Annotated in this window: 11 protein-coding genes; 8 read left to right on the top strand and 3 right to left on the bottom strand. The window is 39.5% G+C overall.

Annotated features, from left to right (window positions below):
• Nucleotides 1-5: 5 nt before the first annotated feature.
• Together ABVT42_RS20920 and ABVT42_RS20915 are read right to left on the bottom strand one after the other, a co-directional pair.
• Nucleotides 6-1,226, bottom strand: a complete 1,221-nt coding sequence (locus ABVT42_RS20920; protein WP_367024365.1) for a TRAP transporter large permease — start codon at nucleotides 1,224-1,226, stop codon at nucleotides 6-8.
• A gap of 2 nt (nucleotides 1,227-1,228) precedes the next feature.
• Complete coding sequence (locus tag ABVT42_RS20915; RefSeq protein ID WP_353897887.1) at nucleotides 1,229-1,780, bottom strand: TRAP transporter small permease subunit; 552 nt, start codon at nucleotides 1,778-1,780, stop codon at nucleotides 1,229-1,231.
• A 483-nt stretch (nucleotides 1,781-2,263) separates the two neighbouring features.
• Here ABVT42_RS20915 and polA point away from each other — a divergent pair, with 483 nt between their 5' ends.
• The gene (gene polA, locus ABVT42_RS20910; protein WP_353897888.1) at nucleotides 2,264-5,092 is read left to right on the top strand and encodes a DNA polymerase I; all 2,829 of its coding nucleotides are present in this window, start codon (nucleotides 2,264-2,266) and stop codon (nucleotides 5,090-5,092) included.
• Nucleotides 5,093-5,362: 270 nt separating this feature from the next.
• Nucleotides 5,363-6,268 carry a DUF4382 domain-containing protein gene (locus tag ABVT42_RS20905; protein ID WP_353897889.1) on the top strand — a complete coding sequence of 302 codons (906 nt, stop codon included), beginning with the start codon at nucleotides 5,363-5,365 and terminating at the stop codon, nucleotides 6,266-6,268.
• 73 nt (nucleotides 6,269-6,341) lie between these two features.
• On the opposite strand, the gene ABVT42_RS20900 is transcribed toward ABVT42_RS20905, so the two are convergent.
• On the bottom strand, nucleotides 6,342-7,871 hold the full coding sequence (locus ABVT42_RS20900) for a methyl-accepting chemotaxis protein (RefSeq protein WP_353897890.1): 1,530 nt from the start codon (nucleotides 7,869-7,871) through the stop codon (nucleotides 6,342-6,344).
• A 295-nt stretch (nucleotides 7,872-8,166) separates the two neighbouring features.
• Here ABVT42_RS20900 and ABVT42_RS20895 point away from each other — a divergent pair, with 295 nt between their 5' ends.
• The 6 genes from ABVT42_RS20895 to ABVT42_RS20870 all read left to right on the top strand — a co-directional run bounded on the left by ABVT42_RS20895 (nucleotide 8,167) and on the right by ABVT42_RS20870 (nucleotide 17,661).
• Nucleotides 8,167-8,952: a substrate-binding periplasmic protein gene (locus ABVT42_RS20895; RefSeq protein ID WP_353897891.1), complete on the top strand. Its 786-nt coding sequence runs from the start codon at nucleotides 8,167-8,169 to the stop codon at nucleotides 8,950-8,952.
• A 352-nt stretch (nucleotides 8,953-9,304) separates the two neighbouring features.
• Nucleotides 9,305-9,853 carry an RNA polymerase sigma factor gene (locus tag ABVT42_RS20890; RefSeq protein WP_353897892.1) on the top strand — a complete coding sequence of 183 codons (549 nt, stop codon included), beginning with the start codon at nucleotides 9,305-9,307 and terminating at the stop codon, nucleotides 9,851-9,853.
• A gap of 44 nt (nucleotides 9,854-9,897) precedes the next feature.
• Nucleotides 9,898-10,275, top strand: a complete 378-nt coding sequence (locus ABVT42_RS20885; RefSeq protein WP_353897893.1) for a DUF6768 family protein — start codon at nucleotides 9,898-9,900, stop codon at nucleotides 10,273-10,275.
• A gap of 401 nt (nucleotides 10,276-10,676) precedes the next feature.
• Entirely contained in the window at nucleotides 10,677-11,762 is a 1,086-nt protein-coding gene (locus ABVT42_RS20880; protein ID WP_353897894.1) for an efflux RND transporter periplasmic adaptor subunit, read from the top strand.
• A 133-nt stretch (nucleotides 11,763-11,895) separates the two neighbouring features.
• Nucleotides 11,896-14,946 carry an efflux RND transporter permease subunit gene (locus ABVT42_RS20875; RefSeq protein WP_353897895.1) on the top strand — a complete coding sequence of 1,017 codons (3,051 nt, stop codon included), beginning with the start codon at nucleotides 11,896-11,898 and terminating at the stop codon, nucleotides 14,944-14,946.
• Nucleotides 14,947-15,054: 108 nt separating this feature from the next.
• Nucleotides 15,055-17,661, top strand: coding sequence for an alpha/beta hydrolase family protein (locus ABVT42_RS20870; RefSeq protein WP_353897896.1), 2,607 nt, complete (start codon nucleotides 15,055-15,057; stop codon nucleotides 17,659-17,661).
• The last annotated feature ends 232 nt before the right edge of the window (nucleotides 17,662-17,893 follow it).

Here is a 17,893-nt window from a genome sequence, read left to right as displayed (position 1 = left end):
AAGCACTAAAAAGCGGACGATGTTAATTGGGTAAAGTCGTTTAATTCTTGCACAATCTTATGATAAATAAATTGGCAAGAAGTATGATGGTAAAAAAGTAAACTACAGAAGTCGAGAATAAATCCCAGTAAAAACATACTGAGCATTACTACAATCATCGCACCAACGATTCCGCCAGGCAAACTGTGGAGCAATTCCCGTATTGCATCATCGCCACCAAATGCTCTGAATACTAATGAAAATATTGAAGCGCCGATTAAAATCATAAAAACCATACTGGAAGTTTTTGTTGTGGTGCGGACGACTTCACGTAATCGTTGCCAGCTAAACTCTCGATAAATAATCGCTAATATTATTGCACCAACTGCGCCAAGCGCCGCCGCTTCACTCGGCGTTGCCACGCCAGATAAAATCGAACCGAGTACCAGCAAAATTAAAAACAAGGGTAACAGCAATGCTCGCCAGTCAAATCGTACCGAATTTTGTGGCACGGTATTAGATGAGATCGTTTCTTTAGTAGAAGTATTTTGCTGTAAATTTGCAAACAAGTTGTGAGTTAACGCGGGCGCCTTTTCGGGTTGATAACGCGAATAAATAAAAATATAGAGAATATAAAGTCCAACAAGTAAAACGCCGGGTAGCATTGCGCCAGCAAACAGATCGCCAACAGAAACCGGATCTGAATTAATGCCCGCATCGCGATTGGCGCTGGCAATGACATCGCCTAACAAAACCAAAACAATTGAAGGTGGAATAATTTGACCGAGTGTTCCCGATGCACAAATAACACCTGTTGATAGTTTTTGGGAATAACCCGATTTAATCATTATGGGGAGTGACAATAAGCCCATTGTAACCACGGTTGCACCAACAATACCTGTGCTGGCTGCTAGCAATGCACCAACAATGACTACTGATATAGCCAGCCCACCGGGCGAACTGGCAAACAATTGGGCCATTCCGGTCAATAGCCGTTCAGCTATTTTCGACTTTTCAAGCATCACGCCCATAAAAACAAATAATGGAACCGCAATTAACGTTGGATTTTGCATAATGCCATATAAACGGCTAAATGCATTCTTCAACATAATTGGATTCAGCTGGTCGGTTGCAACAGCGATACCTGCAAATAAAAGTGCTGTACCTGCCAAAGAAAAAGCGACTGGATAACCGCATAGCAACACAATACAAACGCACACAAACATCAATAATGCCAGCCATTCCATGATCAGTGACCTCCTGGTTGTGGCTGGTTCGAGGTGATTGTATTTTGTTCACTGGTCGGCGCAGAAATTTGTGAAATACTTTGGATTATCTGATTAATCCCTTCTAAGATTAGAAGACTCGGCATAACAATCAACAAACTTTTAAGTAGGTAAATGGCTGGCATTCCGCCGGCTTCGGCAGACATTTCGCCAATTCGCCAGCTTAAAGTGATGTAAGGCCAACTGGCCCAAAAAATAAAGGTAGCCGTTGGAATTAATAAAAATAGTGAACCGAGTAAGTTGACAATTGCTTTGCCCTTAATCGAATAACGTTGATAAAAAATATCGACACGAACATGCTCATCTCGATTAAGTGTATAAGCGGCGGCTAGTAAAAAATTAGCACTGTGCATCCAGGTAATTGATTCGCTCAACAAGATGGAGTTTTTTTGGAGTAACCAGCTTGCAAGTACATTAATGGTTAAAACAACCACCATAGCCACTGTCAGCCAACTAATCAGATATCCTGTTCGTACGGATATCAGTGAAAATAAATTGCTTAAATTTTTCAACATATTCATTCTAAAATGACGATAAGTATTATTTCGATTTAATTCGTTTATTCACACCTGAAATGATGATATCCACAGGATATTCATAATTTTTCATAGTTCTGAATAAATTGTCTAACTATTTGTTTTTTAAGGGTTTAAATTGCGATTTAATATTTTTTTAATATTTTTTTTAAAACTTTTTCCTGTTAGTGTTTTTTTTTATACACTATTTTATCCACAAGATATCAAAAATGAATTTATCCTTGTATTTTAAGTGGTTATAGTCATAACTTAGAATCAACCTAAAGTTTACGCAACACTCGGATCGTGATTGAATAAATTCGTTAGTTTGAAAATTCTGAGGTAGAATAAAACCCTTGGAACAAAGCGCCGTTCACCTTAACGATAAGGTGTGCTTTGGTCAAATATTTCTAACTGCAGTTGATAACTTTTTAACACAACACGCTGCAAAATAAACCCGTTGAATTCACCCTAAGGGAAATTATGCAAAATCAAACTCCATTGATCCTGGTTGATGGCTCATCCTATTTGTTTCGCGCCTACCATACACTCAATAATGAAAAACTGGGCCGTTATATGGCTACTTCTGATGGCAAGCCCAGCGGTGCAATTTATGGTGTGGTAAACATGCTGAAAAGCTTATTTAAGCAATATGCGCCTGCGCAAATAGGCGTTATTTTTGATGCAAAGGGGAAAACCTTTAGAAATGATCTTTATCCGGAGTATAAAGCTAATCGACCACCAATGCCCGATGATCTGCGCTGTCAGATTGAGCCTTTACACCAGATAATTCGTGCAATGGGATTGCCTTTGATTGCGGTTGAAGGTGTCGAAGCCGATGATGTGATTGGAACGTTAGCGGCAATTGCTACCGAACAGGGGCGTGACACGATTATTTCTACCGGTGACAAAGATATGGCACAACTGGTCAATCAGCATGTCAGTTTGATAAATACAATGAAAAATGAATTTTTGGATGTTGACGGTGTTACCAAAAAATTTGGTATTCCGCCCAGTTTGATTATCGATTATCTGGCACTTATGGGAGATAGTGTCGATAATATCCCTGGTATTGCGGGTGTTGGGCAAAAAACTGCACTGGCACTGTTGAATGGAATTGGTAGCATTAATGATATCTATCAAAATCTTGAAAAAGTTTCGTCACTGGATTTTCGTGGTGCTAAAACGATTGCCGACAAAAAATTAGTTCCACATGAAGATTCTGCTCGATTATCCTACCAGCTTGCGACCATAAAGCTAGACGTTGAACTCGATTTTGCACTCGAAGATTTACACCTGAATGAACCTGACTTAACCCAGTTGGAAAATTTATTCAGCGAATTTGAATTTAAAACCTGGCTAAAGGAAGTGCAAACGGGCAAACCGGTTTTAGCGGGAGATGCTAGTGCCAAACAACACCAACAAGCGGAGAGTGTTAATGGAGCGCAAAATAATCAATCGCAAGGCGAAGCCGAAGATTCTCAACAGGAAAGTTGTATTAATCATGAGCATTATGAAACGATTTTAACCGAAGCACAACTGAGCGAGTGGATAGCGCGATTACAGGCGTGTGAATATTTTGCTATTGATACCGAAACGACCAGTTTAAATATTATTGCGGCAGATCTGGTTGGAATTTCATTTGCGACGGAAAAAGGTATTGCTGCTTATTTACCATTAGCTCACGCTTATACTGGTGCGCCTGTGCAATTGGATAAAACTATCGCGCTAAATCGATTAAAACCTGTTTTAGAGAATCCTAAGATTGGTAAAGTTGGACAAAATATAAAATACGATCAGAGTATTTTGGCAAAAGCTGGTGTTGACTTACAAGGCATACAGTTCGATACCATGCTAGAAAGTTACATTTTAAACAGTGTCGCTAACCGTCACGATATGGATACCTTGGCACAAAAATATTTAAATCATGAATGTATTCATTTTGAAGATATTGCGGGTAAGGGTAAAAAGCAAATTACTTTCGATCAAATTCCTTTGGATATTGCAAGCCAATATGCAGCAGAAGATGCCGATGTAACTTTACAACTGCATCAAACAATCTGGCCCGCGTTAGAAAAGCAAGAGGCGTTGTGTAATGTCTTTAAAGAAATCGAAATGCCACTGGTCAATGTCTTATCAAAAATGGAACAGCGCGGTGTTTTGATCGATAGTGATTGGCTAAAACAAAAAAGCCAGGAATTTGCCGTACGAATTCTTGAACTGGAAAATAAAGCTTACGAATTAGCAGGACAACCTTTTAATCTAGGGTCGCCAAAACAGTTGCAGGAAATTTTATTTGATAAGCTGGGGTTGCCCGTCTTAAAGAAGACGCCGAAAAAACAACCATCAACTGCTGAAGAAGTATTGGTGCAGTTAGCGCTTGATTACCCATTACCCAAAGTGATTATGGAATACCGTGGACTGACAAAACTTAAGTCAACTTATTCTGATAAATTACCTCAAATGATTCAACCGCGAAGTGGGAGAGTGCATACCTCTTATCATCAAGCTGTTGCTGCAACTGGACGGTTGTCATCAAGTGATCCAAACTTGCAAAATATTCCGGTAAAAACTGAAGAAGGTCGCAGCATTCGACAAGCTTTTATTGCGCCGAAAGGCTATAAAATTGTTGCCGCGGACTACTCGCAAATTGAACTAAGAATTATGGCGCATTTGTCACAGGATGAAAATTTGCTACACGCTTTTTCAGAAAATCTCGATGTACATAGTGCAACGGCCGCTGAAGTTTTTGGGGTGTCTATAGCGCAGGTAACCGATGAACAGCGTCGTCATGCCAAAGCCGTTAATTTTGGATTGATTTATGGCATGTCACGATTTGGACTTGCGAAACAATTACAAATTACCAATGATGAAGCCGCACACTATATTGATACCTATTTTGCTCGTTACCCTGGTGTCAGTGACTATATGGAAGCAACCAAGCAAAAAGCCAAAGAGAAGGGCTATGTTGAAACTTTGTTTGGTCGACGCTTGTATTTACCGCAAATTAATGCCAGCAATGGCATGTTGCGCCAGGCTGCGGAACGTACCGCAATTAATGCTCCTATGCAGGGTAGTGCGGCAGATATTATTAAATTGGCAATGATCGAAACACAAAACTGGCTTGATAGCGAAAAGCCAGACTGCTTTATGGTTATGCAAGTGCATGATGAATTGGTGTTTGAAGTCGCACAAGATCATCTGGAAAGCTATCGCGAAAAAATTATTCAAATTATGTCTGATGCCGTTAAGTTGAGTGTTCCATTGGTTGTTGATGCTGGAATTGGTGATAACTGGGAGCAAGCACATTAACAACCAAGCTTTTGGTTGGCTTAATGTTAGCCAATGATATAAGCGGGTTAGTATGCTAGTAAAAAGTGATATAGCAAACTGAAAATTTAATAATAAAACAGCATAAAAAATGTTTGGTAATTATAAATCAAACAAAATAATAATTTGTGCATCAGATAGTTTGGAAATTCAATATATAGACAAGTTCAAATAATGAGAATTCAATATAAGAAATGATTAACGCCTTTTTGATAAAATAGTCTGCGTTAATTAACTAAGAGGTGAATATTCGTGAAATTAAAAACTACAGTTATTCCTGCCGTGATGATTTCTGCTGGACTACTGGGATGCGGCGGAAGCAGCAACAATGATAATAACCAAACTGATACAGGGACGCTTTCCTTACAAATTACCGATGCACCAATTGATAATGCGACTGAAGTTGTGGTTAAGTTTGATGCAATAGAAATCAAACCCAAAGACGGTCCAAGCTTTACCATCACTTTCGATGAACCTCAACTGCTTGATTTATTATCATTGCAAAATGGTACTACCGCACCGTTACTGCAAAATCAAGAGCTAGATGCAGGTGAATATAATTGGATGCGTTTAATGGTCGATGCTGATCGTGGTGAAACGGATTCTTATATCAGTTTTGATGGTGGCGAAACATATTCCTTATATGTTCCCAGTGGTTCAAATACCGGACTTAAACTGAACCGACCATTTACCATTCCTGCGGGCGGTAGTGCTAATTTTACAATTGATTTTGATTTACGCCGTTCAGTACATTTACCTGGTAATTCTTCGCAAGATTACGTATTAAGGCCAACGCTGAGAATTTTAGATAATACCGAAGTCGGCACTATTAGTGGCGTAATCGCGGCCGATACCGTAATCGATGAATCTTGCCTGGAAGGATTAGCAGTCTATGCTTACGAAGGCAACGATATTACGCCTGATGATGTTGGTAGCGCAGCGCCTTTTGTCACATCGAGTATTCCTGTCTATGATGCGGACAACAACCATTACACTTATACCTTAAGCTATCTATTAACTGGCGACTATACACTTGCGGTAACTTGTGATGCCGAAGCCGATTTACCTGAGTCAGATGAAAGCGAAAATGATTGGGGTTATGTGGCATCTGCCAATGCAACCGTCACTGTTAATCAAACAACCGAAGTTAATTTTTAATCGAAGTTACAATAGATTTGAACTAGCTTATAGATAAGATTATTGGTGAAAAATTTTTACTGATAAAAAAATTTTAAACCTTAAATTGGCTGACCAATTGCTTTAATTGGTTGGCCAGTTGTGAAGTATTATCGCTAGCACTAATCATTAAATTGGATCTGTTTGATGCTTCGTTACAAATTTGAGAAATTTTAATTACGCTTTGATTAATCGAATTAATCACATCAGATTGTTGAACTGTAGCATCCGCAATAATAGAGTTCATTTGTCGCATTTCATCTACCGAATGATCAATCCCTTCGATTGATGCGCAAGTATTTTCTACAGCTTCTACCCCTTTTTGGGCGTTAATCAAACTATTCGACATGACGGTAACGCTTGAGCCTGTTGACGCTTGCAGTTGTTGGATCATCGATTCAATTTCGGTAATCGATTCTTGGGTCCGTTGTGCCAGTGTACGAACTTCATCAGCCACTACTGCAAATCCCCGACCTTGCTCTCCCGCCCTAGCGGCTTCAATAGCAGCATTAAGCGCCAATAAATTAGTTTGATCGGCAATCCCTCGAATAACATCCAATACCGAGCCAATGCTTTCACTTTCTCTGGCTAATGATTCAATCGTCTGCGTCGCATTAACGACTTCGGATTCGAGCGTTTGAATAACGGTTACTGCCTGTTGACTGGTTTCGCCGCTTTGCTGAACTAGCTGATTGGCTTTGGTACTGGCATCCAATGCACCGTTTGCATTATTAACAATGTCCTGAACCTTTCCTGATAGTTGTGTAGTTGCTGTGACAACTAAATCAATATCGTGCTGCTGTTGAATGACACCTTCGCTATTTTGATCACAATTAATTTTGGTTTCTTTGGCTGCATTTAATAACGCCTCTGAGGTGGCTAAAACTTGAGATATTGTTTGATGGAGCTTGTTAATAAAACGATTAATTTCCGACGCAAGTAAACTTAATTCATTTTTGGCCGAGGTATCTAAGCGTTGCGTCAGATCACCTTCACCTTCACTAAGCTCATGTACCGAAAATGTAATGCTTTTTAATGGTTGAATAACAATGCTTTTCAAAATTAGCATGACTAACAGATTGACAACAATATTTAATCCAATAATGGTAAGGATTTGTCGAAAAACAACATTTTTTAATGTCGCCTCAACCATTTCAGTTGTGACGTAAATGCTTAATTCACCCACTTCTTTTTGCTCTCCTGAATCATCAAAAATAAGTGGCTCAGTTTTTATTAAAGAATATTCAGATTGATTCGGTGGTGCTTTACTATCGACAATTTCTTTGCCTTGCATAATCTTTAAGGTGAACACTTCGGTTTTGTTACGAATAACAATTGCTTTAATAAATTCGGCCTGCATTTCCGACTTGACATTACGCCCCAGTATTTCGAATTCATAATTCCATATGACTGGAGGAGCGCTTAGTTGTAGGCGTTTTATAACCCGTTCAACCTGATTGTTTAATTGACTAAATAACTGTTGCTTGGTCACTTGGTACTCATAGAAAGAAAAAGCAAGCATAAGTAAGGTGATTGAAGTAATAATCGAAATATTTAATTTAAAACTGATGCTATTTAATTTCATTGATAAACCATTAAGTGCTATAGGGCAAAATATTACTATCTCGAAACGGTATGTTTAACGTGCTGGCGAGTAATTTTGCCGTTTTCTTTCGATAAAGTGACATTGAACTAGTATAGCAAAACTGACGGTTAACTGATAAATCTCTTATTTGACAATAATCTATAAAGACTAAAGACCATTTAACTAAGCGGATTTGATGTGAATTTAAGGTAATTTATTGAAAATCGCCTATAGTTAAATTGATTGCGAGCAGTAGAATAATAAATTGAATACTTAATCCTGGTTGAGGTGACAAATGCAATTAAGGGCAATATTTTATAAACAAATTATCCATCTACTTTTATTGAGTACCGGCGTTATTATCAACTTTGTGAATGCTGCAGAATTGAATTCACTCAACTTTTTAACCGAAAGTTACCCTCCTTATAACTTTGAAGAAAATGGTCAGTTAAAAGGTGTTGGCGTTGATTTGCTAATTAGTGCCAGCAATAAAGCCAATTCGCCGATTTCCGCTAATGCAATAAAACTGCAACCGTGGGCTAGGGCATACCGTGAAGCATTAAAGCAACCAGGTACTGTTTTATTTTCAACCACCAAAACGGCTGAGAGAGAACCGTTATTTAAATGGGTCGGCCCAATTTCGAGTACGAGAATTGTTGCTTTGGCCAAAAAAAGCAGTGGCATTACAATCCAACGTGATACTGATTTAAAGCAACATGATATTTTAGCAATACGCGATGATGTCGGAGAGCAGTTGTTGATTAGTGCCGGTGTTCCTAAAGGCAAAATTAAACTGGGAACGAATGCAGAATCAATTATTAAGCGACTGCAATCTGACCGGGTGAAAATTTGGGTATATGAAGAGAATGTTGCTCGTTGGTTTTTGAAACAAAGCGGATTAAATAGTGCTGACTACGAAGTGGTTCATGTGCTCACTGAAAGTGAAGTTTATTATGCATTCAATCAATCGGTTGATGATAGCTTGGTTAAAAAGCTACAAGATGCCATTGAACAGGTAAAGTCTGAAAAGGCAGAAAATGGCAAGACCATCTATGAAAATATTTTAGCTAAATACAATTAGTAGGCAATTGGCTAACAGGTATCATAGCTGTTAATGATTAAAAATAAATTTAAATACTTAAATCATCGCAAATCATTCTGTAAGCTGCTATCTTGCGGATTCTAAAGTTTGAATCGCTACTTTGATTTGCGCAATTTTTAGGGAAGTAAGCAATAGTTAATGCTATAGTCGTTATAATATATAAGGTAGTTGTAACCTGTGTAGCATCATATCATTCGTCTTTTTAGTGTAATTTTTTGCCTAAAAGTCTGAGTAAAACTCATTCAATAGTAATTTCTTCATTGAATGAACCTTTCTGCTTTTTCCCGCGTCTTTTAAGACAAAACAAACTTAGAACAAGGTTTAGCAAAATATGTTACAAGCAGAAGAAGAGTTACTGGTTCTCGCTGCTCAAGAAGGAAGCCATGACGCTTTTAATCAACTTGTTCAATATTTTCAAAAACCTTTATTGATGTTTGCTTATAAATTAAGCAGTGATATGGAGTTGTCTAGAGATGCCGTTCAAGATAGCTGGATAAGATTGGCTGGACGACTTGGGCGATTGGATGATCCGAGAGCATTTAAAAGTTGGATTTATCGTACAGTACGCTGGCGGGTGTTGGATTTACTGAGAACTCGAAAGACTGTACAAATTGAGTTGGATGATATTTGCTGTGAAGCTAATCAAAACCATGATAACTTAGCTGTTCAGCACTCTGTTGATAATCCACAAGCAGATAACCAGCAAGTGTTAACTGTAGCAATTAATCAATTACCTGCAATTGAAAGACAGATTATTTATTTGTTTTATTTAGATGAAATGAAGTTGATTGAAATTGCCTTTGTATTAGATATCCCGCTCGGTACAGTTAAGTCTCGCTTAAACCGTGCAAGAAAAATGCTGAAAGAAAAGTTTAGCTGAGCAATGATATTTTTATTTTGGAGCTGAAATTTTGGAGCTGAGTAATGAATATTGATGAACGAATAAAGCAAGAATTAGCTAAAGAGCGGCAAACGTTCGATAGTCAGTTACCCGAAGAGCAGGGACTGTTTGCTTTGATAGCTGGGCCATTAAAAAGCCGATTACGATTTTGGTATATTATTGTCAATATTATTACATTCATTGTCACCATCATCATGTTTTGGACAGGGTATCAGTTCTTTGTGATGGAACAGGAATCTGGTTTAGTTTTTTGGGGAATTTGTTTTTTATTAGCAGTGAACTGTCAAATTGCACTCAAACAATGGATTTGGATGGAAATGAATCGGCGTTCTATTTTGCGTGAAATCAAGCGTGTTGAATTATCAATTCAAGAGTTGGCAGTTAGGGTTAAAGTTAGTTGAAAGGATTGGCTTGTTAGGCGTTTTCATTGTTTTGGGGAAACGCGATAGGAAAAAAGGCATCATTATGAGATGCATTAGATTTTGTTCTTTCAATTTTCAAATCAGTCTATTTAAATCAGCACATTTAATCCATTTGATGTTGAATCAAGTTATTGAATTGCAGATTTCCCCGCACTATATTAGAAAATAATATTATTATCTATCGACAATTCATCATTTGTAACAAAAATCTATATGCTTATTGCGCCTATTTTTGTTTAGATCAATCTTGGCGTTAAACCCTAGGCATTTATAGGGTTAATAGCTAAACTTGTTTAATACAAATAAATTAACCTTTCACGATCAGATTATTTTCAATGATTGATTAAGCTGATCACAACCGTCACATTTCCAGGTGAATAATGTTTAAACGCAAATTACTGCTATGGGTTAGCCTGTTTTCAATTGCTGCAGCACAAACTTGTGTCAATGCGCAGGGGTTTCCCGCGCCACCGGTTAATGTGGTGAAGGCTGAAATAAAAAATCTCTCTCCTGTGTCTTGGGTATCGGGTACAGTTGTTAGTCGTAATAATTCGCAATTGGCCGCAGAAGTCTCTGGTCGTTTGATTGAATTAGTTGAACTGGGGGAATATGTAAAGACGGGTGATGTTATAGCCAGGATCGACGATACGACCTTGTTGTTGCAAAAGAAAGAAGATTTAGCCAGTGTCAAACGAGCACAGTCACAATTAGATTTTTTAAAATCTGAAGTTGAACGAAAATCAACTTTAGCAAAGCGTAATTTGTCGGCCATAACGGATTTAGATGAAACCATTTCTCAGCGCGAAGTTGCGCAAAGTGATTTAAATGCAGCTCAAGCAAGGCTAGCCAAAACAGAACAAAACCTTGAATTTACCCGATTAAAAGCCCCGTTTAATGGATTGGTTGCTGAACGGCTGAGTAACCTGGGTGAATATGTAAATAACGGTAATGCTATCATTCGACTGGTTGAAGTAACGAACCTTGAAGCATCTGTATTTGCGCCGTTAACGGCTTATCGATATTTAAATAAAGCTAGTATGCTCGCGGTAGAGTCGCCATTGGGAAAGGGGATGGCCAGTATTAAATCCTTGGTTCCTGTTGGTGGTAACCGCTCACACTTGATGGAAGTTCGTCTTGATATGTCGACTTTTGATTGGCCGGTTGGACTAAATATAAAAGTTGCGGTGGCCAGCGGCGAAACTAAACCAGTGTTAGCTGTACCACGTGATGCTTTGGTTTTAAGGCGCGAAGGAACCAGCGTGTTTCGTATTAAAAGTGACAATACGGCAGAGCAAGTTAGCGTAACCATCGGAATTGGCGCTGGTGAATTAATTGAAGTATTGGGTGATATTAAGGCGGGTGATCAAATTGTTATTCGCGGTGCAGAAAGGCTAAGGGCGGGGCAGGCTGTACAAATCAAGCCTAGCAATGAGTCGTTGGTTTCTGGCAAACAAACTAATGAATAGGGCATTGTGAATGATTTAAACCTATTGACCTTTTTGAACGCTATCATCAATGAAAATCCCGCCGCACCATCAGAGCCATTTGGTGCTAGGTAAGCGGGTTAAAATTTAGAATAAGAACTGAGTTGGAAAAAACATGACATTAACAACTGCCGCATTAAAAAATCCGACCGCTGTGGTTGTGGCGATTTTATTGGTCGTACTGTTTGGTACGATTAGTTTATTCAAATTGCCTATTCAGCTAACACCCGATATCAGTCGTCCGATGATTTCCATTTCGACCAATTGGCCCGGTGCCGCGCCTGAAGAAATGGAAGCTGAAATTGTTGAACGTCAGGAAGATGTGCTTAAGGGGCTACAAGGACTGACTGAGCTAGAGTCAAGTTCTGGTCAAGGGCGTGGCAATATTACATTGAGCTATCACACGGGTGTTAATTTAGAGCGTGCGCTGATTGATGTGATGAATGCACTTAATCAGGTGCCCGGATATCCGCCCGATGCAACTGAACCGGTGATTGCTGTTGGTGGTGACAGTACCTTCGATGCAATAGCCTGGTTTGCAATTAAACCACTAGAAAATAACCCGCGTGATATTGCCAGTTATCAAGATTTTGTTGAAGAGGTTATTCAGACGCGCATGGAGCGCGTTGCAGGCGTTTCGCAAACCAACGCCTTTGGTGGGTTGCAAACTGAACTACGCATTACTTTTAATCCATATAAAGCGGCCGCGTTGGGTTTAAATATTCCACAACTTGCTGCGACCTTGAGTAATAACAGCGATGTTTCTGGTGGTTTTAACGAAATAGGGCGACGTAAATATACATTACGCTTTTCGGGAAAATATGGCGTAGAACAACTTCAACAAATGGTACTTGAGTGGCGCGATGGCCGACCTGTATTACTTGAAGATGTGGCCGAAGTTGAACTGACGTTACAAGATAGAGTAGGCATTTTAACTCTCGATGGTGAGCCAGCAATTGCCATGAACGCGCAAGCAGAACAAGGCGTGAATGTGATTCAGGTTATGCAAGGATTAAAAGAGGCAATGGATGAACTGAATGAAGGGCCACTCAAGCAAGCTGGCCTTAAAATCATTCAAATGTATGATGAAACGATTTACATCGAACGATCGATGAGTCTGGTGCAAAATAATCTGTTTATCGGGATTATTTTAGCCATTAGTGTACTGTGGTGGTTTTTACGTCAGTTTCGTGCAACGTTAATTGTTGCGGTGGCAATCCCTATTTCAATTGTACTCACTTTGGTGGTCATGTATGCCACTGGGCGAACTTTAAATATTATTTCAATGGCTGGGCTTGCTTTTGCTGTCGGGATGGTACTCGATGCCGCTATAGTGGTACTCGAAAATATTGTCAGGCTACGGGAGAATGGCGAAAATCCGCACAATGCCTCTTTTCTGGGGGCGACTCAAGTGTGGGGGGCTTTGCTTGCATCAACGGCGACAACGGTCGCAATATTTTTACCTATTGCATTTCTTGAAGAAGTTTCAGGACAATTGTTTGCCGATCTGGCTATCACAATTGCTGTTGCGATAGTGGCATCTTTACTCATTGCTGTTTCGGTTTTACCTGCTGCTGCACGTAAGGTGCTTACACGAATTGACTCGCAAGATCCGCACGAACACTGGTGGAATGCGATAACCCGCGGGGTGATGCATATTACTAGCACGCCAGCGAAACGCTTTGGCTGGATAATTGGTTTAATGGTATTTTCTTTTTTTGGCAGTTGGTTAATGTTTCCAAAAGTGGATTACTTGCCTAAAGGCAACCAAAATTCATTTCGAGCATTTATATTACCACCACCCGGACTGAGTTATCCGGCTGCCCGATTTGAAATGAGTGATGAAATCAACCGGCGATTAATGCCTTATTTAAACGGCGAAAAAGAACCGCATATCGATCATACCTGGATGGGCTTTTTTGGTAACTTTGGATTTATGGGGGGGCGCGCCGAAGACGCTGATGATATTCAGGCGATTGTTCAAGTGGTTAATCAAGAATTACTAGCAGGTTTCCCCGACACAATGGCATTTGCCTCTCAAGCTCAACTTTTTGAAAACTTAGGTGGCGGCAGACGAATCGATATTGATATTCAAGGAAATCAGGTTGATGAGTTGTTACGTGCGGCCCAAGTGGGCTATGGTATTGTCTCACAAATTTTACCCGGCGCACAAATTCAGCCTACCCCCGGATTAACATTGGCCGAACCCGAACTGAGAATGCTACCCGATGAACGTCGTTTGGCCGAAGCAGGTTGGACACGGCAACAAATGGCGGGTATTTCTCGTACATTAGGTACTGGACTTTACGTTGGCGACTTCTTCAATGGGCAAAAACGGATCAATGTGTTTTTGCGCTCTACCGATTGGGAATCTCCTGAAGAGTTGGCGGCAATTCCTTTGTATACCCCACAAGCAGGTGTTCAGCCTGTTGGCGAGTTAACTGAAATTGTGCGTACTGCCGGCCCCAGTTCGATTCGGCGGGTTGACCGGAAACGCACCATTACTTTACAGGTAACGCCACCAGATAATTTGAGTCTGGAAGAAGCTATTGCAATTGTAAAGGAAAAAGCCGAGCCAGCAATATTGGCACAATTAACTGATAATGGCAGCATCGCCTATCGTGGTAGCGCCCAAGCACTGACCGAAGCATTAAAAAATATGAGCCAGAGTTTTATTCTGGCGTTAATTATTTTGTATTTATTAATGTCAGCGTTATTCCGCTCATTTAAAGATAGTCTTTTAGTTGTTTTAACCATTCCACTAGCCACCATTGGCGGCATTGGATTATTACAAACCACTAACTATTTTATTTTTCAACCGCTCGATTTACTGACCATGATTGGATTTATTATTTTGCTCGGACTTGTTGTGAATAATGCCATTTTGTTGGTCTATCAAACAAGAGTTGGCGAGGGTGAAGGGTTATCGCGTCACGATGCAGTTGAGCGTGCTATCAGACTTCGGTTAAGGCCTATTTTGATGAGCACTTTGACAAGTATTTGCGGTATGCTACCTTTATTATTGATTCCGGGGGCTGGTGCTGAGTTATATCGAGGAATCGCTGCGGTAATTGTCGGTGGTATGAGCATCAGTACCATTTTTACTTTAATCTTTTTACCGAGTTTATTACAAATCGGAAAACGTTCTGACCAGTTGGCGACTTAAGTCAGCTGATACTCAAATGATAATAAAAAATGAAATAATGAAATAACGATCAAGGTGATAAATAACTACACCCGTTCTTAACTATTTATGCAAGCTTGGGGACCCCAAATGAAAAAATCAATTCAATGGATAGCGGCTTCGTCATTGTTATTTAGTATTCATGCTGGCGCTAAGTCGATTCCACTGGAGCCATTTAGTGTATTACCGGTAAAAAGCCTTTATGCGGTTAATTTTGCTGCTCAGGACTTTAGTGATGTTGCACAAGTCAATCTAATCAATTCGATTCGACAGTCACTTAATCAGCAAACCCAATTAACGCTTTTTGGTGAAAGGCAGCAATGGCAACCTTTTAATCAAATTAAACAATCTGCGTCAAAAAATGAGACACAATCAACTGCTAGTTATGTTTTTCGGGTGGGTTTATCAACTGAGCGATTTGCCCAAGGAACATTAAAAGTTGAAGGTATTGATAAGGTTGCCGTTTTCCTCAATGGTGAAAAGCTTTCGGGTACATCGCAATACCAACTGGATTTAGTCAATGGCGATTACCGATTATTGATGGTAGCAAGTGGTATTAAAGATTGGCAAAAAGTTAATTTTGACTGGCAAGAAAAGCATCAATTAGCTGGTAAATCTGATGTAGAAAATGATTCTGCCAATTTAAATGATGCAAACAAAGCTGAAAATGAACCTGTCGATACTTCGGATAATGCTGCATCAGAAAGCACAACATCAGAATCAAACTGGGTCACATTTAATGACGACAGCCGTAAGCAACGACTTAACGCGCATCAAATGTATGATAGCGAAGTGACCTCACAAACCTCATTATCGCCCGATGGTGAAATGTTGCTAATCAGTAAACGACATTATACGCCTTCCAAGGGTGATACGGCGCAATCTGTTAGTGAACTGGTTGATCCTGAAACAATGCGGGTGCTTTATCGCTGGCAGGCTATGTCTCCTGCTTTAACTAGTTGGAGCGATGATAATCGTTATCTTGCCTATGTGTATCAAGATCAGATTTACTTGTTAAATAGAAAAAATTTCTCAATTGAATCAATTGCGCAACAATTGAAAGGTGTTAATCAAATAGAATGGTTTGATCAACAAACGCTCATTCTTTCGTGGCACAAACCTGAAGAAAAACCTCATCCTTTCACCAAGCATTATCGAGGTCTGGAAGATCGTTGGAGTTATTGGCGTGGACAATCGCAAATTTACTTGCTCGATGTTAAAAGTGGCGTTACTCGCCAATTGACACAAAATACACTAGGTAGTTCTTTACTGGATTTTGACAATCAATCCAAAAAAATCTTGTTTACTCGTAGTCCTCTCGATTATGCACAGCCTGCACATTATTTAACACAATTGTTTGAATTGGATATGAACAGTAATCAAGAAACGTTGTTAGGTGAATATCGTACCTTTAATTCAGCACAATATGGTAAACACGGTATTGTTATGAGTGCCGGTCCTGACTTATTAAAAGGGAAGGGTTCTGTTTTACAAGCGGGTATACCTGCAAATAACTATGACACCCAGCTTTACCTGTTGAATAAAAAACGGCAGATTGAACCGTTATCGAAAGATTTTGATCCGGCAATTTCACAATTCACCGTGTTAAACAATGGTGACTTGCTAGTGCTGGGCGGTGAAGGTGATAAAAAACAACTGTTTATATTTGATTTTTCAAAACGCAAATTTAAACGACAAGCAACATCGTTAGAAGTGATTGACCAGTTTACTGTTTCGCAAGAACGACGTGCAAAAATAGTTTATTCTGGAACCAATGCCACCACGCCACAAAAAACCTATTTAGCCAAAGTGGGTAGCAGTAAACAAAATTTGCTGATCGATAGTGCAAAAAATGCCTATACCAATACTCACTTTGTAGAACTTAAAGAGTGGGACTACACAACTTCTCAAGGTACTGATATTGATGGCAGATATTATCTCCCTGCTGATTTTGATCCCAACAAAAAATACCCGATGCTGGTGTATTACTATGGTGGAACTGCGCCAGTAACGCGTGCATTTACAGGGCGCTGGCCATTTAGTTTATGGGCATCGCAAGGTTATGTTGTTTATGTTTTACAGCCATCGGGAACTTACGGATACGGTCAAAAGTTTTCTGCCAAGCACGTGAACGCCTGGGGTAAACATACTGCCGATGATATTATGCAAAGTGTACAAGCATTTACTCAAGCACATCAATTTGTTGACTCACAAAAAATTGGTAACTTAGGCGCATCTTATGGTGGGTTTATGACAATGTATCTAGCCACACAAACAGATATGTTTAAAGCGTCAATTTCACATGCAGGTATTAGTAATCTCGCTTCTTATTGGGGATATGGTTGGTGGGGCTATGCCTATTCCGGTGTGGCCACTAAAGGAAGCTTCCCTTGGAATCGTAGCGATTTGTACACCCAACAAAGCCCGTTATTTCGTGCTGACAAAGTGAAAACTCCTTTATTATTGATTCATGGTGATGCAGATACCAATGTCCCTGTGAGTGAAAGCCATCAAATGTATACGGCACTCAAACTGCTTGGCCAAGAAGTGGATCTGGTAGAGTTTCATGGTGATGATCACCATATTCTTGGGCGTGAGCATCAATTACGCTGGTGGTACACTATATTGTCTTATTTTGATAAACATCTCAAAGATCAGCCTCAGTGGTGGGAACACTTATATCCGCCACATAAGTAAAATGAGATTAATCGAAAATAATCAATGATCACCATCAGTCTGATGAGACTAAATAAAAAGGGCCGCTTGCGGCCTTTTTTGTTATTAATACAATTTAAGTGAATAAAATTATCAGGGTAAATAGTCGCCCCTGAAAAAAAGCCTAACCTTCTGATATTTAACAAATAATCTCTAATCAAGAACCCCTTTTTCGACCAAAAATGTTAGAATAACTCTCAACTTTTTGGTCGAA

It is taken from the genome of Aliikangiella maris, assembly GCF_040719265.1.
Lineage (GTDB): Bacteria > Pseudomonadota > Gammaproteobacteria > Enterobacterales > Kangiellaceae > Aliikangiella > Aliikangiella maris.
The sequence above is the reverse complement of the archived record's forward strand: the minus strand, read 5'-3'. Positions and strand labels throughout refer to the sequence as shown.